Annotated in this window: 14 protein-coding genes; 8 read left to right on the top strand and 6 right to left on the bottom strand. The window is 45.9% G+C overall.

Annotation, left to right across the window (positions count from 1 at the left end):
* Positions 1-220 precede the first annotated feature (220 nt).
* From ACVA6Q_RS11600 to fabV, 7 genes are all read left to right on the top strand, one after another.
* The gene (locus ACVA6Q_RS11600) at positions 221-892 is read left to right on the top strand and encodes an ABC transporter ATP-binding protein (protein ID WP_353498580.1); all 672 of its coding nucleotides are present in this window, start codon (positions 221-223) and stop codon (positions 890-892) included.
* On the top strand, positions 873-3,326 hold the full coding sequence (locus ACVA6Q_RS11595) for an ABC transporter permease (RefSeq protein ID WP_446647592.1): 2,454 nt from the start codon (positions 873-875) through the stop codon (positions 3,324-3,326). Before ACVA6Q_RS11600 ends, ACVA6Q_RS11595 begins: the two co-directional genes overlap by 20 nt.
* A 9-nt stretch (positions 3,327-3,335) precedes the next feature.
* Entirely contained in the window at positions 3,336-4,442 is a 1,107-nt protein-coding gene (locus ACVA6Q_RS11590) for a lipocalin-like domain-containing protein (protein ID WP_446647591.1), read from the top strand.
* A 306-nt stretch (positions 4,443-4,748) separates the two neighbouring features.
* Entirely contained in the window at positions 4,749-5,918 is a 1,170-nt protein-coding gene (gene nhaA / locus ACVA6Q_RS11585) for a Na+/H+ antiporter NhaA (protein WP_446647590.1), read from the top strand.
* Positions 5,919-6,340: 422 nt separating this feature from the next.
* Complete coding sequence (locus ACVA6Q_RS11580) at positions 6,341-6,967, top strand: TetR/AcrR family transcriptional regulator (protein ID WP_446647589.1); 627 nt, start codon at positions 6,341-6,343, stop codon at positions 6,965-6,967.
* Between the two features lie 68 nt (positions 6,968-7,035).
* The gene (locus ACVA6Q_RS11575; RefSeq protein WP_353498585.1) at positions 7,036-9,318 is read left to right on the top strand and encodes an acyl-CoA dehydrogenase; all 2,283 of its coding nucleotides are present in this window, start codon (positions 7,036-7,038) and stop codon (positions 9,316-9,318) included.
* A 185-nt stretch (positions 9,319-9,503) separates the two neighbouring features.
* On the top strand, positions 9,504-10,706 hold the full coding sequence (gene fabV / locus ACVA6Q_RS11570; RefSeq protein ID WP_446647588.1) for an enoyl-ACP reductase FabV: 1,203 nt from the start codon (positions 9,504-9,506) through the stop codon (positions 10,704-10,706).
* A 105-nt stretch (positions 10,707-10,811) separates the two neighbouring features.
* Here fabV and ACVA6Q_RS11565 read toward each other — a convergent pair whose 3' ends face one another.
* Both ACVA6Q_RS11565 and ACVA6Q_RS11560 read right to left on the bottom strand, forming a co-directional pair.
* Positions 10,812-12,494 carry an aspartate:alanine antiporter gene (locus tag ACVA6Q_RS11565; RefSeq protein ID WP_446647587.1) on the bottom strand — a complete coding sequence of 561 codons (1,683 nt, stop codon included), beginning with the start codon at positions 12,492-12,494 and terminating at the stop codon, positions 10,812-10,814.
* A gap of 265 nt (positions 12,495-12,759) precedes the next feature.
* The gene (locus tag ACVA6Q_RS11560) at positions 12,760-13,023 is read right to left on the bottom strand and encodes a GrxA family glutaredoxin (protein WP_353498588.1); all 264 of its coding nucleotides are present in this window, start codon (positions 13,021-13,023) and stop codon (positions 12,760-12,762) included.
* Positions 13,024-13,429: 406 nt separating this feature from the next.
* Between ACVA6Q_RS11560 and ACVA6Q_RS11555 the strand changes: the two genes are divergently transcribed.
* A complete protein-coding gene (locus ACVA6Q_RS11555) occupies positions 13,430-14,656 on the top strand; it encodes an iron-containing alcohol dehydrogenase (RefSeq protein WP_446647586.1) in 1,227 nt (408 codons plus the stop codon).
* Positions 14,657-14,765: 109 nt separating this feature from the next.
* Here the strand turns inward: ACVA6Q_RS11555 and ACVA6Q_RS11550 are convergent, their stop codons facing one another.
* From ACVA6Q_RS11550 to ACVA6Q_RS11535, 4 genes are all read right to left on the bottom strand, one after another.
* A complete protein-coding gene (locus ACVA6Q_RS11550) occupies positions 14,766-15,620 on the bottom strand; it encodes a MurR/RpiR family transcriptional regulator (RefSeq protein ID WP_418641467.1) in 855 nt (284 codons plus the stop codon).
* A gap of 364 nt (positions 15,621-15,984) precedes the next feature.
* On the bottom strand, positions 15,985-17,628 hold the full coding sequence (gene panP / locus ACVA6Q_RS11545) for a pyridoxal-dependent aspartate 1-decarboxylase PanP (RefSeq protein ID WP_429759123.1): 1,644 nt from the start codon (positions 17,626-17,628) through the stop codon (positions 15,985-15,987).
* Positions 17,629-17,860: 232 nt separating this feature from the next.
* Complete coding sequence (locus ACVA6Q_RS11540; protein ID WP_353498592.1) at positions 17,861-18,376, bottom strand: hypothetical protein; 516 nt, start codon at positions 18,374-18,376, stop codon at positions 17,861-17,863.
* Positions 18,377-18,504: 128 nt separating this feature from the next.
* Positions 18,505-19,410 carry a lysine exporter LysO family protein gene (locus tag ACVA6Q_RS11535; RefSeq protein WP_353498593.1) on the bottom strand — a complete coding sequence of 302 codons (906 nt, stop codon included), beginning with the start codon at positions 19,408-19,410 and terminating at the stop codon, positions 18,505-18,507.
* Between the last annotated feature and the right edge of the window lie 55 nt (positions 19,411-19,465).

Genomic DNA, 19,465 nt, shown 5'->3' with positions numbered 1-19,465 from the left:
ATTTTAGAAAATTTTCAGAAAAGCTATTCTGCATAGTCGCTGATTTTTCATTGGCGGAAAAGCAAATTATTGAAGTGCTCTTTTATTATTAAGCGACAGCATATTTTATAAGAATAGCGAACTCGCAGAATAGTCGGGTGATCTAGGGGTTTTTCCTTCCTTGTAGGTCGATTTTAGTGTAGATTCAGTGTCCAAATTTTCGTTTGCGTAAAGAGTTTCAATGCTTAAGTTGTCTGACCTTAGCAAGGGCTACATTGACGGTGGTGAATTCCATCCTGTACTGCAAAGTGCAGAGTTAACACTGGCACAAGGTGAACAACTGGCATTAATGGGTGAAAGTGGCTCTGGAAAGAGTACCTTACTGAATTTAATCGCAGGGATCGATAAAGTTGATTCTGGTGAAATTTGGTACCCTGACTTTGCTATGCATGAAGCGAAAGAGAATAAGCGCACCGCTTATCGCCGCAACAACATTGGTCATATCTTCCAGCAATTTAATTTGCTGCCAACGCTGAACATCGCCGACAATATTCGCTTCTGCCGCCAAATTAAAGGCTTACCTGAAGATCGTGGGTTGTGGCGTCAAATTCTTTCCGCACTCGATTTAATGGCGTTATTAGGACGTTATCCAGAAGAAATTTCCGGTGGTCAGCAGCAACGTGCGGCTATCGCTAGAGCGTTGTATATGGAGCCGAAAATCTTGCTTGCGGATGAGCCAACCGGAAGTTTGGACGAGCGAAACGCTGAGGCGGTCATGCGCTTGTTGACGTCTCTCACTCGACACTTGGAATGTACCTTGCTGGTCGTGACTCACAGTGAAAAAGTGGCGTCGCATCTAGATGGCTCAATTCGCCTTCAAGGAGGGCAATTGCATGTTATGGCCCGTAGTTAAGGCGCTACTGGGACATTATCGTCGCCATCCTCTACAAATTCTTCTCGTTTGGCTTGGTCTAACACTGGGTGTATCACTACTTGTTGGTGTTACCGCAATCAACCATCATGCTCAGCAAGCCTATGCCAGTGGCGAGCGACTGTTTGCCAATCCGGTTCCTTATCGCATTCGTCCTAAACACGCGGAAACCAAAATTCCACAAGGTTTCTATATTCAATTGCGCCGTGATGGCTTCAAGCAATGCGTTCCGTTTGATATCCAGAAAGTGACCACTAAAGATGGCTTAGAGCTGAACTTAGTGGGCGCCGATCCTATTTCTCTCCTGCAATTGAAGAACAAGGTCACTATCAGTGATATTGAATCACAAGATTTGATTAAGGTGCCCACCACGATTCTTGTTAGCCATGATCTGTCTGAACTAAAGGGTTGGAAAAATGGCGACTCGATTACTTTAGACAATGGCTTAGTGCTTGGGCCTGTGAAAGTGGATCGAAAAGTCGGCATTAAAGGCATGCAGATTGTCGCGGATATGTCCTTGGTTCGTGCGCTCAAACGTTCTGCGGGTTTGTCTGTCATTGCTTGCGGTGAAATGAGTTCTGGTCAACTAGAACGACTTCGCAAAATGATCCCAAATGGGATGACACTGTCACGCAGTTCGCAATCTGAACTGGAATCTCTGACCGCCGCTTTTCACACTAACTTGTCAGCGATGAGTATGCTGTCGTTCGTGGTTGGGCTGTTTATCTTTTATCAGGCAATGTCACTGTCATTGGCTCAGCGTCAACCGCTTGTTGGCAGCCTGCGACAAGTCGGGGTGTCTGGTTGGCAATTGGCGCAAGCGCTCTGTATGGAGCTTGCGGTATTGGTCTTCCTAAGCTGGCTATGCGGCAACGTGTTTGGTCTTGTGTTAGCAAACCAACTTATCCCTGCCGTTTCGCAAAGCTTGAGTGATCTTTATGACGCCAATATTGGCTTGAGTATCGAGTGGAGCTGGCAATGGAGCTTGTACAGCTTTGTGCTTGCGATGTCGGGCGCGGTGATTTCTTGTGGCTGGCCTTTGATCCGCTTGTTGAAGACGCAGCCAGTCCGTTTGTCTGCGCGACTTTCTTTAATGCGCTTTACAGGTGCAGAGTTTACTTGGCAGGCATTTTTAGCTTGTGGCCTGTGTGTGGCGGCAGTTGCGATTTATCAGGCACCGAAGTCTCAAAACTCAGGTTACGCTATTATCGTACTCATGTTACTTAGCGTGGCATTGATTACACCCTTTATTACTTGGAAGATTTTTACCCTGTTCTCCTACTCACTTCGCTGGGTCAAACTGCGCTGGTTCTTTGCTGATGCAGCGGCGAGTATGAGTTATCGCGGTGTGGCGAATATGGCGTTCATGTTGGCAATGGCGGCGAACATGGGTGTTGAAACCATGGTTGGCAGTTTCCGTGATACCACGGATCGTTGGCTAACCCAGCGATTAGCGGCGGATATTTATGTGTATCCGACCAATAACAGTGCGAATCGCATGAGCCGCTGGTTAGAAGAGCAACCAGAAGTCGAACGCGTATGGTGGCGCTGGGAAGAAGAAATCCCAACCGAATCTGGTTTGATGCAAGTTGTGAGTACTGGTAATTCGGTTGGCGAGATGGATGCATTAACGGTGAAAATAGCGGTGCCAAACTATTGGTATCACCTTCACCATTCTCGCAGCATTATGATCAGTGAGTCTATGGCGCTGAAACGTGATTTGCGCCCGGGAGACTATGTCGACTTGGGAGCGCCGCTAGGGGGTAATTGGCATATTGTTGGCGTCTACTATGACTATGGCAATCCATATCATCAGGTATTGCTGTCGGAAAACCGTTGGCTTGCGAATTTGGCTGGCTCGGGTGATGTCGCCTTGGGTGCGGTGTTAAAAGACAAGACTCAATCGCTGTTTGTCGAGCAGAGGCTTCAATCACGCTTTAGGCTGAGCAGCGAACGTATTTATGATAATACCTCTATCCACAATAAAGCGATGACTACGTTTGATCGCACCTTTGCTATTGCCGATACGCTTGGCAACATCACATTGGTGATTGCCGTGTTTGGTATCTTCTTTGCGACCATTGCCGGGGAGATTACTCGTCAGCGACATACTTCATTACTGCGCTGTCTTGGCGTTTCAGGTAAAGAGTTGGTGATGATAGGTGGCCTACAGCTATTGGTGTTTGGTTTGATCTCCGCAGCGATCGCGATGCCTTTGGGCGTGGCGCTGGCGCAGCTCATTGTCGACATTGTGATTAAGCAGTCCTTCGGCTGGTCACTTGAGCTGCAGATTGTGCCTTGGCAATACTTAGGAACGTGTTTGTGGTCGTTGGCAGCATTGGTTATTGCGGGTGCGCTTCCTGTATTGAAGCTTATTCGTAATACTCCGATTCATTCACTCAGGGATGCGCTATAAATGAATCGAATGCAGAAACTCATTTTCGCTTGTTTGTTGATTGTTGTGGTCGCAGGAACGGTTATCTGGGCGACCAAGCCGGTACACGATGCGATTACAGTAACGAAAACAAGCCAAATAAATGCGGTGTTTGGTTCCCCAGGTAAAAAGGTATTTGAGCCAGTTTTGCCAGATAGAGAGATCAAGCTACCGCAAGATTTTCGTTTTCATCCAGAGTTTCAGCACGAGTGGTGGCAGTTTGTCGCTCAATTAGAAGATCAAGCAGGGCAAACCTATTGGTTGCGAGTTCGATTCTTCCGTTATGCCAGTGACGATCGCGTTGCTACTGGTTGGCAAGATCCTCAAATCTATATTGCTAACGTGGTGCTAAATAGCCATCTTGGTATGTTTACTGATCAACGCATAGCTCGTGGCGGTATTGGCCAAGCGGGTGGGTTAAGTCGCCCGTTTCGAGTGTGGATTGATGATTGGTCTTGGCGCTCTTTATCGAGTGAGCCACTGCCGGGCAATTTAAAATTGGCGACCGAGCAATTTGCGGTGAATCTCCAGCTTATGGCGGCCGGTCATTATGCTCTGATTGGTGAAAATGGTTACCACAAGAAGCATGACTTACTGCCGCGCGCGTCTTATGCCATTGAAGCTCCATTTGTGAAAACCGTCGGAACTCTGGTGCTCGCGAATGGAAAGGTACTGACGGTTAAAGGCCGAGCTTGGCTCAGCAAAGAGTGGGGCAGTGAGTTAGTTGGTGCGAGCTATGTTGGCGAAGATAACTTTATTCTTTGGCTTAGCGATGATGAAGCATTACTAGTAAGTCGTTATCGATACAAAGATAATATGCCTTACACTAGCGCTGCGATATTGGATCGCCAAGGCAACGTCAAGAATATTCCTACAGACGATATTACTATTCGAGCCGTTGGCTATACAGAATTTGACTCAGGACGGCGCGTCCCACTTAGCTGGCGATTGCGAGTACCTAGCCATGATATAGATGTTGTCATTAAAGCGCGTAAGCGTGATAACTGGGTCAACTTCGTTGTGCCCCAATGGCAAGGGGCTATTATGGCAAATGGCTCCCACCAAGCTCAAGGATTCATGCAATTAAGCGGCTACTAAGCCGCTTTTTTTTGTGCGTTACTCAGTTACATCTGACACTTCTTGTTACGCTATCGTGTCATATTGTTGTTCTAGAATGATATTGACATTGAGTAGACTGAGCTAAGCCATTCATTCATCGCATCAATCTTTGCTCTATACTGTTACTAGTGGTGCTGAATTGGTATACATATCTCGAATCTTGTAAGAGTATTATTCGGTTATTCCTACATTTAACATCCGTAGAATCGATTTTTTATGGTATTTAACTAGATATACAATTTTTAACATTCAAACAATGTGAATAAATATTAAGGGCTTTACATTATGAATGACGTCATTCGTAACTTTTTTAAGATGGAATCTGCAGGGGGCATCATCCTAGTTATTGCTGCGGCAATTGCGATGGTTATCGCCAACTCTCCTCTCAATGAAATGTATCAAGGCGTGCTTCATACCTACGTTTTCGGTCTATCAATTTCACACTGGATCAACGATGGTTTGATGGCAATCTTCTTCTTCTTAATTGGCTTGGAAGTTAAGCGCGAGTTACTTGAAGGCGCTCTAAAGTCAAAAGAGACAGCCATCTTCCCTGCAATTGCAGCTGTCGGTGGTATGGTTGCTCCGGCACTTATCTATGTTTTGTTTAACATGGGTGATGCACAAGCTATGAGTGGCTGGGCTATCCCAGCAGCAACAGATATCGCCTTTGCTTTGGGTATCATGGCACTGCTTGGTAAGCGTGTACCTGTTGCTTTAAAAGTCTTCTTACTGGCGCTTGCTATTATCGATGACTTGGGCGTTATCGTTATTATCGCGCTTTTCTACAGCAGCGACCTATCCACTATCGCATTGACGCTTGGCTTTATAATGACGGCAATACTGTTCGTACTCAATGCTAAGAAGGTGACTAGTATACCTGTCTACCTAGCGGTTGGTGCGGTGCTCTGGGTAAGTGTACTGGCCTCTGGTGTTCACGCGACGCTAGCTGGTGTGGTACTTGGTTTTGCTATCCCGCTTAATGGTAAGCCGGGTGAACATTCACCACTTAAGCATCTAGAGCATGCTCTTCACCCATACGTTGCATTTGGTATTCTTCCTATCTTTGCATTTGCCAACGCAGGTATCTCGCTAGAGGGTGTATCAATGTCAGGACTAACTTCGATGCTACCGCTGGGCATCGCTATGGGTCTTCTAGTTGGTAAGCCACTGGGTATCTTTACCTTCAGCTGGGCGGCAGTGAAACTTGGTGTTGCGAAACTGCCAGAGGGCGTTGACTTCAAACAGATCTTTGCAGTATCCGTGCTGTGTGGTATCGGCTTTACCATGTCTATCTTTATCGCGTCATTGGCGTTTGTAGGTGTGAGCGCAGAGTTTGATACTTATGCAAGACTGGGTATTTTGATGGGCTCAACAACCGCTGCGGTTCTCGGTTACATCCTATTGAACCTATCGCTTCCAAAGGAAGCCGCACCCGAGCCAAAAATTCAATATTAAGCCACTTAGGTATTAAGTACTCAGGCATTAAGTGCTCAGGCATTGCAGTGAGAACAAAACAAACCCAGCTTCGGCTGGGTTTTTTTATGGCTCTAGAAAAACGATAAGCAAAAAAAAGCCCAAACCAACAAGGGTTTGGGCGGATACAAATAGGAGTTAATAAGAAAAAAGCAGCATGTAGTCAACAAAGAGAAAAACAGTGGCATCAGAAACTCATTCTTCGCTGACTACACTTTAATAGACCCACCTGATCGAAATTAGTTCACACAAAAAGCAAAAAAATTACGAAAACTTCAAAGCCCCTTTAAAACAGCCTCTTGAGAAAGATGTCCGACCAGTATGTGAAAAGTTTGATGTTAATCACTTGTTATCTTGGTGTTGCGGGAGTATATTCAAACATATGTTTGATACGGGCGATTGAAATGACGACGAGACTTACCACTAAAGACAAAATTCTGGACGTCGCTGAAGCGTTATTTGCAGACGGCGGCTTCAACGACACATCACTGCGTACGATCACCAGTAAGGCGAACGTGAATCTTGCATCGGTTAACTACCACTTTGGCGACAAAAAGACGCTCGTTCGCGCGGTACTAAATCGTTACTTAGAAGCGTTTATGCCGGCGGTTGAAACGGCGTTGTACCAACTTAACGAACGTGAAGACTATGACATGGTTGACGTATTTCAGTCGCTCAAAGAACCATTGCTTGCGCTTAACGATGTTAAGCCGGGTGGTGCGAGCCGCTTTATGTCACTAGTCGGCCGTGGGTATACCGATGTACAAGGTCACCTACGCTGGTTTATCACGACTCGATACACAGAAACATTGGCCATGTTCACTCATTCAGTGATGCGTGCTAATCCTAAATTAGATGCAGAAACCCTGTTTTGGCGTCTGCACCTTACGCTTGGCACCTGCGTATTTACTATGGCGTCGAGTCAGGCGCTCTCTGAAATTGCGCTGAGCTCATTCGAAAAAGAAGTCAGCGCAGAAGCAATTATTGACCAGATTATTCCTTACCTCGCAGCCGGTGTTGCAGCGGAGTAAAGCTTTAAAACCAAAACGTATATAGAAACGAAATAATAAAAATACACCTGAACAAAAGGATAGGTATCATGAGCTCTCTACGAAGAAAATGGATCAGTGACCCAGCGTTTAAACTGTTTAAAAAAGTGCTACCGCCATTGTCCGCGACAGAGCGTGAAGCAATGGAAGCGGGTAGTGTTTGGTGGGACGGAGAGCTTTTCTCTGGTAAGCCAAATTTCAAAACGCTGCATCAGTATCCAAAGCCAGTTCTTACCGCTGAAGAACAGTCTTTTATGGACAACGAGCTAGAAACGTTGCTTGCAATGCTCGACGATAACAAGATTGTTAAGGAAGATCGCGACCTACCTAAAGAGGTTTGGGATTACCTGCGCAAAGAGCGTTTCTTCTCTCTGATCATTTCTAAAGAGTTTGGTGGCCGTGAATTTTCACCACTGGCGAACTCAACTATCGTAACCAAGATTGCGACGCGCAGTATTAGTGCGGCTGTATCTGTCATGGTACCTAACTCGCTTGGTCCAGGTGAGCTGCTGTCTCACTATGGTACAAAAGAGCAAAAAGATTACTGGCTACCAAGGCTTGCCGATGGTACAGACATTCCATGTTTCGCTCTAACAGGGCCGGAAGCGGGTTCGGATGCGGGCGGTATTCCAGATAAAGGTGTGGTTTGTTACGGTGAGCATGAAGGCAAAGAAGTGCTCGGTATTCGTCTAAACTGGAACAAACGTTATATTACCCTTGCACCGGTTGCAACAGTATTGGGCTTGGCATTCAAGCTTCACGATCCAGATCAGTTACTGGGTGAAAAGGAAGATATTGGTATTACCTGTGCACTTATCCCAGCAGACCATAAAGGTGTAGAAATTGGTGAGCGTCATGACCCACTTCACCTTGCATTTATGAATGGTCCAACACGCGGCAAAGATGTGTTCATTCCTATGGAATGGCTGATCGGTGGCCAAGAGTACGCAGGGCGCGGCTGGCGTATGCTCGTTGAATGTCTATCTGCTGGTCGTGGTATCTCACTTCCTGCGTTAGGTACAGCAATTGGCCACCTAACGACAAGAACAACTGGTGCGTACGCTTATGTCCGTAAACAGTTTGGTATGTCGATTGGTAAGTTTGAAGGCGTAGCAGAAGCGATGGGTCGCATTGGTGGTCTTACTTACCTGCTTGAGGCAACACGAACGCTAACAACAACATCACTGGATATGGGTGAGAAACCTGGGATCGTGACAGCGATTGCTAAGTATCACATGACAGAGATGGCGCGTACGATTCTAAACGATTCAATGGATATCCATGCCGGTCGAGCTATTCAAGATGGCCCAATGAACTATCTTGCATCGAGCTACCTTGGTATTCCTGTCGCGATTACGGTTGAAGGTGCGAATATCCTAACTCGTAACCTGATGATCTTTGGTCAAGGTGCGACACGTTGTCACCCTTACGTTCTACAAGAAATGGAAGCAGCAGCGAATCCAGATGCTAAGCAAGGTGCTGCTGACTTTGATCAGTTACTGTTTAAGCACATTGGTCATGCGACTAAAAATACCTTTGGTGCCTTTGCCGCGGCTCTGACGGGTTCTAAATTTGTCGGCGCACATATGAGCGGTCCAACTAAGGTTTACTACAAAGACTTAACGCGTTTAAGTAAGGCGCTTGCGGTCAGTTCAGACTTCGCGATGCTAACATTGGGCGGCGACCTAAAACGTAAAGAGATGATCTCTGCGCGTTTAGGTGATGGTCTAGCGTATCTATTTATGGCTTCTGCGGCTCTGAAGAAATACGAAGATGATGGCCGTCAGGCATCGGATCTCGACTACGTGCATTATGCGGTTCAGCACTGTTTCCACAACGCGGCTAAGTCGCTAAACGAAGCGTACAAAAACTTCCCAGCTCGTTGGGCCGGTGTCACGCTAAAAGGACTGTTGTTCCCACTAGGCAACCACTTCGAGAAACCATCTGATAATCTAACGCTTGAATTGGCGAAGAGCATGATGGTTCCGGGTGCGCATCGTGACCGCTTGACTCACCTTTGCTACATTGGTGAGCAGCCAAACGACAAGATTGGTTTGATGGAAAACGCGTTCCTTGCGATGTACGACATTCGTGACCTAGAGAAGAAACTGTTTGTCGGCGTGAAAGAAGGCAAGATTGCTAGAAAAGGTCTACTGAAAGACCGCTTACAGCAAGCGATTGAAGCCAATGTGCTTACAGAGCAAGAGGTCGATAAAATCCTTGCGGCTGATGCACTGCGCTACAAAGCGATTCAGGTTGACCACTTTAGCCATGACTTCTCTGAAGTGAGAACGGATAAAGTTGATAAGCCAAAGCTGAACAGCGTGGCATAAAGGAGAATTGTGTCGCTTAACGCGAATTAAAGGTCTAAGCGCTCTAGTTTCTAGAGCGCTTTTTTTGTGCGCTATAAGTATGAAAGTGCTCCAACCACTTGGAAAAATCAGAGAAATTGACAGAAATAGAGTGCGAACTGGAAGTGAAACTCTTATCCTACTAGGGATTTTTTGAGGAACTGAATATGATCATCAAACCAAGAATTCGTGGATTTATTTGTACTACTACACACCCAGTTGGTTGTGAAGCTAACGTAAAAGAACAAATCGCTTACACCAAAGCTCAAGGCCCAATTGCAGACGCTCCAAAGCGCGTTCTAGTGGTTGGTTCTTCTAGTGGTTACGGCCTTTCTTCTCGTATCGCTGCGGCGTTCGGTGGTGGTGCAGCAACAATCGGCGTATTTTTCGAAAAACCAGGGACAGAAAGAAAGCCTGGTACAGCTGGCTTCTACAACTCTGCAGCTTTCGACAAGCTAGCGAAAGAAGAAGGCTTGTACTCGAAAAGCGTAAACGGTGACGCTTTCTCTCATGAAGCGAAGCAGAAAGTTATCGACCTAATCAAAGAAGATCTAGGCCAAATCGATATGGTTGTTTACTCACTGGCTTCTCCAGTTCGTAAGCTACCAGAAACAGGCGAACTCGTACGTTCTTCTCTAAAGCCTATCGGTGAGGCATACACATCGACGGCGGTAGACACTAACTCTGACAAGATCATTGAAGCAAGTGTTGAGCCAGCAACAGAGCAAGAAATTGCTGATACTGTTACTGTGATGGGCGGTGAAGACTGGGAACTTTGGGTCAACGCGCTATCTGACGCTGGTGTACTTGCAGACGGTTGTAAGACAGTCGCTTACTCGTACATCGGTACCGAGCTAACTTGGCCAATTTACTGGGAAGGTGCGCTAGGTAAAGCGAAGATGGATCTAGACCGCGCAGCGACAGAGCTAAACGCGAAACTGTCTCAAACTGGCGGTAGCGCAAACGTTGCGGTACTTAAGTCTGTTGTAACTCAAGCAAGCTCAGCAATTCCAGTTATGCCACTGTACATCGCAATGGTATTTAAGAAGATGCGTGAAGAAGGTATTCATGAAGGCTGTATGGAACAGATCTTCCGTATGTTCTCACAGCGTCTATACAAAGCAGATGGCAGTGCAGCTGAGGTTGACGATAAGAACCGCCTACGTCTAGATGACTGGGAACTTCGTGACGATATCCAGAAGCACTGTGCTGAACTATGGCCACAAATTACGACTGAAAACTTGAAAGAACTGACGGACTACGTTGAGTACAAAGAAGAGTTCTTGAAACTATTCGGTTTTGGTATTGAAGGCGTAGACTACGAAGCTGACGTTTCAACACTCGTAGAGTTTGACGTTATCGACCTATAATCGAAAGCGATTGAATTAAAATGAAGAAGGGGCGCATGATGCGCCCCTTCTTGTATCTAGTGAACAGTTGTTTGCAATGAACCGTTGTCTAGGTTGCAGTAAACATCAGGAAAGAATGATGAGGATAGTACCTGCTAGAGTCATCAAGATGTTGGCTATTGCATAAGTACCAGCATAACCCAAAGCAGGAATTGTCGAGCGAGCGTGCTCGTTAATAACATCCATTGCTGGTGCACACGTTCTCGCGCCCACAATGGCACCAATAAGCAGCGCGCGGTTCATCTTAAGCACATAGTTACCAACCAAGTAGGCGAGTACAACGGGTAGTACACTGACTAAAAAAGCAATCAGAATAACCTGAGGGCCGACTTGCGTTAGGTGCTCAAACATTTTGCCACCAGCGCTTAATCCGATACCCACCATAAAGAACATAAGACCGAGATCTTTCACCATGTTCAGTGCCCCTTGCGGTACATAGCCGAAAGTAGGGTGGTTGGCACGCAAAAAGCCTAGGGTAATACCAGACAAAAGTAGGCCAACAGCATTACCTAATCCAAAGGATACTTGGCCAAAACTCATGGTGATTAGGCCAAACATAATGCCAAGGATAAAGAAGCTACAAAACGCCAACAGATCGGCCATTTGGCTATGGATCGAGATAAAACCAATTTTCTCAGCTAAGCCATGCACACGGCTCTTTTCACCACTAACCTGTAGGATATCCCCTTTAGCCAGCACGATGTTAGCGTCCATAGGCATTTCAATTTGAGCGCGAACAACGCGATTCAAGAAACAGCCATACTCTGACAAATTCAGGCTAGAGAGGCTCTTACCTGCAATGTTGTCACTTTTTACTACGATCTCTTCTTCAACAATACGTAGGTCAAGCAAGTTGCGGTCGAATACTTCTTTGCCGTTACGAAAGCTTGGATCCAAACGTGCGTGACTGTCCGGGAAGCCGACTAATGCAATTTCATCACCTTCTTGCAAGATAGCGTCACCATCTGGGTGGGCGAGGATACCGTTGCGTCGAATACGTTCAATGTAGCAACCAGTTTGACGATAAATACCCAGTTCGCGAAGGTTCTTACCATCTGTCCAATCAATCAGCTCCTGACCAACGCGGTAGGCACGAATGATCGGCAGGTACACTTTGCGCTGTCCACTGCCACCAAGCCCGCGCTCTTGCGCAATTTGCTGCGCTGAGTCGTGAAGGTTTTGCTTTTGAAGCTTTGGCAGCAGTTTCGCGAGCATGATCATGCTGATAAGACCAATCAAATAGGCCATCGCGTAACCGACCGAGAGGTTTTCAATCACTAGGTTGAAATCCATACCGCGTGGGATAGTAGCTAAACCGGAGTTCAGTGCATCTTGAGCACCTACGAGAACAGGTGTTGCAGTCAATGCCCCTGCCATTACACCAGCTGATAAGCCGTAATCTAAGCCTAGATAGTGGCTGGCGAAGTAGGTGACCGTGAGCGCGGTCACCAGGACCGTTAAGCTTAAGATCAAGTAGTGTTTGCCATCTCTGAAGAAGATACCAAAAAAGTTTGGACCGGCCTCAATACCAACACAGTAAATGAACAGCATAAACCCGATAGTCAGTGCTTCAGCGTTAAAACTGAATCCGAGGTGTCCCATGATAAGGGAGGTAATCAGCACCCCAATAGAGTTACCGAGTTGAAGGTTGCCAAAGCGAATTTTGCCAAAGGCTAAGCCAATCGCCAGAGCGACAAAGATCAGGAGAATTGGGTTTTGGTCAAGCAAGTTGACGACGTCTATGTTCACTAGTACGACTCAAACAGACAGTGTGAAAGAATGATTAAAGTGTGGCGATTGTAGCGGAAATTTTCAAAAAGATAAGTGAAATTTTTTCGGTTTTGACATTAGTTCAATTGTGGGGGGTAACAAGTTAGAAATCATAATGTTATCTAATAGGTCTTGTTTGATTTATACCAAAGGTGTTCCGAGTCGCAAAAAAAGAAAGCCAGCGCAAGGCGCTGGCTTTGAAGATGATTTCGTCAACTATACTTGAGTTGACTGTATGGGCATATTAGTCGAATAGACCCAAGTTTGCTTTAGCGTAAGCTTCAAATTCAGTACAGCCACCGATGTGGTCTTGATCGATGAAAATCTGTGGCACAGTTTCTACTGGCTTACCAACCGTTTTCTCTAGGTCTGCTTTTGAGATGCCTTCTGCATGAATATCAACGTAACGATAGTTAAAATCGTCGCGTTTAGCTTTTAGCGTTTCAGCATGCTCTTTTGCACGAACACAGTAAGGACAACCAGGGCGACCAAAAATAACAACGAACATTCAATTTCTCCTTGAAGACTAAACTTTTTGCGTGAACCAGCAGTACCAAAAACAGGGGTTCATCATTTTGTTGAAAACCACTATGCCTCAAGATGAGAAGGAAATAAAGCGTCATTTGTCTCTTGATGCGATAGGTAAAACCTATCAGCACAGAAGTTGCGCAAATCTCTATGACGCGGGATGAAAACAGGGTGTGATGCTGTGCAAAAGTTGAGTATTTAATCGGGTGACATGCGCTAATTGCTTGGCATAAATCAAAAACTGTCGCCAATGAACATAGCATGCTGACGTTAGCTTTGTATGTTTGCTCTACCGAAAAGACTCGCTAAGGTTTGTTTTTCGTATTGCTGGCGGTATAGGCAATGATTCGAATAGTGAGTTGACGGTGTACCTAAAGGAATCCGGTATGTTTCAGTTTATGACTTCGAGTCGAATTATCTTTGGTGAGGGGGCGCTCCAGTCTTCTTTGTCTATCATAAATCAATTTGGTTACAGCGTACTTCTCGTGACGGGGCAAGACCGTCAGCGTGCTGAGCCAGTCATCCATTATCTTCATAATCAAAACATGCGTTATCAGCATGTCGCTATTCGTGGTGAACCGAACATTACTATGGTTGAAGAGACGGCCATTATGGGGCGTCGTTTTAAACCTGACATGGTGGTTGCCATTGGGGGAGGAAGCGTTCTCGATATGGGCAAAGCACTTGCTGCGATCATTCCTAACCAAGGAGATGTTTACGATTATGTTGAAGTGGTTGGGCGCAATGTCCCTCTCAAAACCAAGCCCATTCCTATGATTGCCATTCCTACGACAGCGAGTACCGGCGCGGAAGTAACTAAAAATGCGGTGCTTAAATCGGGTCAAGATAAGGTGAAAGTCAGTTTACGAAGCCCGGATATGTTACCTGATGTAGCCATTGTGGATCCTGTGCTGACCTACGGGACTGATGTCTACACCTCTGGCCGTGGCGCTATGGACGCCTTTACCCATTTAATGGAAGCGTATGTTTGCGGAGAGCCTAATCCACTCACTGATATGGTGTGTGAAGAGGGGCTACGAAGACTTAGCTATTCGATTATTCCAGGCTGTAAGCAAGATAATCCAAAGTCACGCGCAGATCTTTCTTTTGCAGCGATGTTAGGTGGAATGGCGATTACCAACGCAAAACTCGGTGCTGCACACGGCTTGGCATCGGCATTGGGTGGAAAGATTTCTGCGCCGCATAGTGTGATTACTGCTCGCCTTGCTCCTCATGTCATGATGGAAAATATTAAAGCTGCGAAGCGAGCAGGGCGCAGTGATGTTCTTAATCGCTACCGAACTATGGCTCAGCTGCTCACTGGTAGAAACGATGCCAGCATTGAAGATAGCATTCAGTGGGTCAACATGATCTTAGAGCGCCTGTCCTTGCCGCATCTTTCGGATTTTGGCGTGTGCGGGACGTCGTTTGAACAAGTGGCCGCCGATGCTATGAAGTCTGTTGCGATTAAAGGAAACCCAATTCCATTAACCGAGGACAGGCTTATCTATATCCTTAATCAAGTGTGCCAGTGTCAGTGTGATGGTCATGCAGAGACTTCAGAAGATACGACTGAGATAGAGTACCGAAATAACCCGGTAGAGACAGACTAGTTCGATTCGATTAAGCGATTTAGAAAACGCATTGAAGAAAAAGGGAGGTCAATTGACCTCCCTTTTGAGTGTTTCGGTAGAGGAGCATGAGCTCATCTGCAGACAGTGACTAGTAATTTGGTGCTTTGTTGTAGCGAGAATCTTTAAGCGCTTCTTTGACTCGCTTCAGGTTATCTCTAAACCCGCTACCACGACGTAAAGTAAAGCCTGTTGCAAGCACGTCAATAATCGTCATCTGTACTACGCGACTTGCCATTGGCATGTAGACGTCGGTGTCTTCTGGTACATCAACGGTAATAGACAATGAGCTCGCTTTATCCAGCGGCGAATCCTTTGCGGTAATCGCAATAACGGTCGCGCCGTTTTCACGGGCTAGGTGAGCGACTTCTACTTGGCTCTTAGTGCGACCGGTATGCGAGATAAGGACGATAACGTCATTATCAGAGCAGTTGATGCAGCTCATTCGTTGCATGACCACATCTTCGTAGCACGAGATTGGGATATTAAAGCGAATAAACTTATTCTGAGCATCACGAGCGACAGACGAAGAGGCACCTAAGCCGAAGAAAGAGATGCGTTTTGCTTGAGTCAGCAAATCAACAGCTCGGTTGATTTGCATTGAGTCCAAACTGTTCTTCGCAACATCAAGACACGCCATCGTAGATTCGAAAATCTTGTGGGTGTAAGCGTCCGGACCATCGTCTTCTTCGACGTTGCGGTTCACGTAAGGTGTGCCGTTGGCAAGACTCTGTGCTAAATGCAGTTTAAAGTCTGGGAAACCTTTTGTGTCGAGTCGGCGACAAAAGCGGTTTACCGTCGGCTCACTCACATCTGCCATTTTGGCAAGCGTAGCAATGCTGGAATGAATGGCGGTTTGGGGGGACGCCATAATAACTTCAGCAACTTTACGCTCAGATTTGCTGAAGTTTTCTAAATTCTTTTGGACTTTCTCTAATGTATTCATAGTGTTCACAGGGTAAAGAGAACAACTTGCTGACGCTAATTATCCGGGAGCTTTTCTCTCTCATTTGTCTAAATGAAAGACCAAGTTACCGTGATATCGAGTTTTTATAATAGGTCGATCAGCGCCAACTCCATAGCCTCAGTATAAACGAAGCACTCGGTTAGCTGTAACAAAAGCTCACATGAAATCTTTAGAATATGACAGGCATCAAACAAAAAACTGGAAGAAAAAAACAATTGAGTGAAAAACGCTCACTTATTGTCAGTTTCTAGCGCAATTTTACCGTATCACTCCCACAAAACAGAAAGAAAGTTTCATAAGTGTGAGAGTGATAGTGATTTCATATAACCGAGAACGAGCAAGGTTAGTCGCAAATTTTATTGGCTAACGCGTTGAGAGCGGACATTAATGCTGTTGCGGACTGAGCGATTTCTCGCTGCTCGTCTAGCACATTGCTTAGCACTTCTGTCGAGGTTAATGGGTTTGCCAGTACAACTCGGAACACAATGGTATCGCGACCAGACCAACGTATCGGGTTTAGTTGAGTACGAGATACGAAAGATAAGCCAGTTTCACGTTGTTTTTTCTGAACAAACTTGGTGAGTTGGTTAAGCAGATCATGCAGCTCATCTCGGTCACGTTCTGAAGCCATTTCCAGCGCTAGCTTAACGTTTTCCGGAACATAGCGGTACGTAAGCAAACATAACTCAGGTTTACTAACGAGTTCAAAATCACTTTGTTTGTCGATTAGCTCGGCAAAGTAGCGGGCTTTTTCGATACTTTGGTTGATCAATAACTCATAACCGGGCCTGCTAATGATGTGCATTGCAGCATACACCAACATCGCCATTCCTGAGCGTGATCCTTCAAGAGTATGACGCCCTAAGTCTTTCGAACCTTTACGCAAAATATACTGAGCATGGTGTTGAATGCTCTTCATTGCTTGTGGATCTTTGAACAGTACCATGCCCGCACCCATAGGGATGTAGAGCTGCTTGTGCGCGTCGATAGTCACAGAGTCTGCGAGTTCAATGCCGTCTAATATAGTGCGGTATCTATCAGACATAAGTGTCGCACCACCCCAAGCGGCATCAACATGGAAATGACAAGATTCTTCAGCGCAAATCGCAGCGATTTCACGCAGTGGGTCAACATTGCCTGTTTCTGTTGTTCCGGCTACACCGATAACAGCAAATGGGTGAATGCTTTGCTGTTTGAGCTCGGCAAATTTATGCTTGAGATCTTCTGGGCAAATGCGGTTGTATTCATCAGTTTTAACGGCAACGAGACCTTGCTGTCCGATGCCGAGCAAATCAGCCGCTTTTTTTAGCGAATAGTGACCACGTTCAGAGACTAAAATGGCGAGTCCTTCATAGCCGTAGTGCTTCATCGCTTTGAACAGGCCTTGTTTCTCTACCCCTTGGAAATCGCCATCCGCTTTTAGAGCACGATTACGTGCGACCCAAAGTGCAGTTATGTTGGCAATGGTGCCACCAGAGCAAAATGCACCTAAGGAATGTTCTGAGCTGTGCATCCACTTATTGTAGAAAGGCTCCGACTCGGAATAGATCAGCTTGTGAAGCATACCGAGGACTTGACGTTCAAGTGGAGTAAAAGCTTTTGATGTTTCGATTTTCACCAAGTTCTGGTTCAGCGCGATCATGATTTTTGATAGTGGCATCAAAAAGTAGGGTAGCGCTGAAGTCATATGACCAATGAAGCTTGGAGAAGAGGTGTGTACTGAGTGCGAAACCAGGGTATCTAATAGATGTTCAGTATGCGCCGACACGAACTCTGGTTGTTCTGGAATAGCGGCACTAGAGAAGTCTTTTTCTATTTCGTGAAGGGGTTTTTCTTCAGCAACAATATGCTCTCGCAAAAACTGGTTCAAGTTTTTGGATAAACTTTCTTCAATTTGGGTAAGCGTAGAGTCAGGTCCTTCTGGGATAGTGAATATTCGAAGGAGGCTCTCAAAGCTGACATCAGCAATTTTTTGCTCAGATACCATATCGTTATCTACTATTATTCCGTTACTGCAAGCGGCACAATCTAAACCAAATGGGCGTGAATGTCTCGCAAAAAAGTCCTGTTACGCCGATTTTTTGCCGTGCCACAGGGCATTGTTACACCATTTGGTTACTTACAATGCAAAAAGCTGGCGTAACAGCCAGCTTGGTGCGAAAAGTTATACGTTGTCTCGGCTATCGATGAATCAATAGCGTTGACCTATTAATAGCTTATTACTTGCAGTCAATCGTTTCCACTTTTTGAATCGATTGATTATAGCGATTAAGCGCAGTTTCGATTTTCTTTGGGTGGCTAAGCAAATCTGCAAACGCGCTTCGTAGCTCATAATTCTGTGGGTGAGGTGCGGCTTGACGATCGGCGAAGCTCTTAGCTGCCATCTGTCCTAGCTTGTCATTACGTTGTGACAGTGTTTTAACGTCTTGCTGCTCAAGCTGAAGCCAAGTTTCTACAGATTGCTCAGTGGCCACTTTCGCTGGTTCATTGCTTAAGTAGTAGTGAACAGCTTCTCGATTAAGTTCAAAGTGATGCTTTCGGCCTTCTAAAAACCACTGGCTTACTTCATCAAGCTCAGGGTATTCGCTAGTGGTCATTTGTGCTAAGTCCTGGTACCACTGAATGGAAGCGTCGATATAAGCATCATACTTATTGGTGTAGCACTGTGTCGCATCCGCAGACATTGCGCCAAATGAAGTGCTAATCAGTGCGGCAGCAGTGAGCCATTTTTTCATTATTCTAATCCTTTGGTGGGCTAACGAGCGTGGGTTCTTATAATTATACCCAAGCAGGGCAAAATTAGCGGCTGCCTGGGAGATGTTTGCAAGCAAGAATACAGGAATAGATAGGCTTTTCCTGAGACCTACCCTGCAAGAGAAACAAAAAACAGCATCAAAACGGGTACCAATAAGCTCAAAATGAAGCCACTGACGATGGCAACGGGTACACATCTTACACCGCCGCTGCTTTGAATGATGGGTAGAGTAAAGTCCATCGCGGTTGCGCCTGCATAACCAATGGCGGTACAGGGACGTTTGCCTATCAACATAGGTATCATAATCAGTGCGACAAGTTCCCGTAGTAGCTCAATCATAAATGAAGCACCGCCGTAAACAGGGCCGAATGCATCACCAATCAATATGCCTGCGAGCGAATACCATCCAAAACCGGATGCGATGGCTAGGCCTTTATATGGAGAGATATCAAGAATAAGTGCGCCGATAATGCCGCCAACCATCGAGCTTGCCACGATGACGGCTGCAATAGTCATTCCTTGCTTGTTGACCAAAATCTGTTTGAGCGTCAATCCGCTGTTGCGAAGTTGAATGCCAATAAAGAATAGAAGGATGATCAATATCCATTCGCTGGCGGTCTCTACCCAGCCAAGCCCAATGGGAAGTAGCAGCCCGAGCACCAACCCAGAACCGACGACAGCTATTAGCTTGAGTGATTCCATTGCCATTGAAGAGAGTGGCAGTTGATTTTTTAGCTGTTCCGTTTTCAATGGCATGAGTTTGTCAATGAGAGGAAGGCAAAGGAGATTACAACCACCAATCACGATAAAGAACGTCGCGGTAACCGTGATGATGGTTTTAAAGTGACTACCAAAGTTATCGAGCGCGGCGAGACTTAGCCCCATTAAAAATAAGATGACATAAATCAGCCATGAAGTGGCTCGGTTGATGACGTCGAGTTTTTTGGTATTAGAAATAGGAAATAGGTAGCCAATACATAGCGGCGTAAAAATAAACAACATCCCTGAAAACATCGCGTTGAGCCTCTTTTGTTATCCTTAATGATCGCCGCTACTGGCTAATTGTTGA

Source organism: Vibrio sp. DNB22_10_4 (genome assembly GCF_052879755.1).
This window is presented reverse-complemented; position numbering and strand designations above follow the sequence as displayed.

Coding starts and splice junctions, on each gene's coding strand:
- ACVA6Q_RS11600 (WP_353498580.1), top strand. CDS start 221: ATGCTTAAGTTGTCTGACCTTAGCAAGGGCTACATTGACGGTGGTGAA.
- ACVA6Q_RS11595 (WP_446647592.1), top strand. CDS start 873: ATGTTATGGCCCGTAGTTAAGGCGCTACTGGGACATTATCGTCGCCAT.
- ACVA6Q_RS11590 (WP_446647591.1), top strand. CDS start 3,336: ATGCAGAAACTCATTTTCGCTTGTTTGTTGATTGTTGTGGTCGCAGGA.
- nhaA (WP_446647590.1), top strand. CDS start 4,749: ATGAATGACGTCATTCGTAACTTTTTTAAGATGGAATCTGCAGGGGGC.
- ACVA6Q_RS11580 (WP_446647589.1), top strand. CDS start 6,341: ATGACGACGAGACTTACCACTAAAGACAAAATTCTGGACGTCGCTGAA.
- ACVA6Q_RS11575 (WP_353498585.1), top strand. CDS start 7,036: ATGAGCTCTCTACGAAGAAAATGGATCAGTGACCCAGCGTTTAAACTG.
- fabV (WP_446647588.1), top strand. CDS start 9,504: ATGATCATCAAACCAAGAATTCGTGGATTTATTTGTACTACTACACAC.
- ACVA6Q_RS11560 (WP_353498588.1), bottom strand. CDS start 13,023: ATGTTCGTTGTTATTTTTGGTCGCCCTGGTTGTCCTTACTGTGTTCGT.
- ACVA6Q_RS11555 (WP_446647586.1), top strand. CDS start 13,430: ATGTTTCAGTTTATGACTTCGAGTCGAATTATCTTTGGTGAGGGGGCG.
- ACVA6Q_RS11550 (WP_418641467.1), bottom strand. CDS start 15,620: ATGAATACATTAGAGAAAGTCCAAAAGAATTTAGAAAACTTCAGCAAA.
- panP (WP_429759123.1), bottom strand. CDS start 17,628: ATGGTATCTGAGCAAAAAATTGCTGATGTCAGCTTTGAGAGCCTCCTT.
- ACVA6Q_RS11540 (WP_353498592.1), bottom strand. CDS start 18,376: ATGAAAAAATGGCTCACTGCTGCCGCACTGATTAGCACTTCATTTGGC.
- ACVA6Q_RS11535 (WP_353498593.1), bottom strand. CDS start 19,410: ATGTTTTCAGGGATGTTGTTTATTTTTACGCCGCTATGTATTGGCTAC.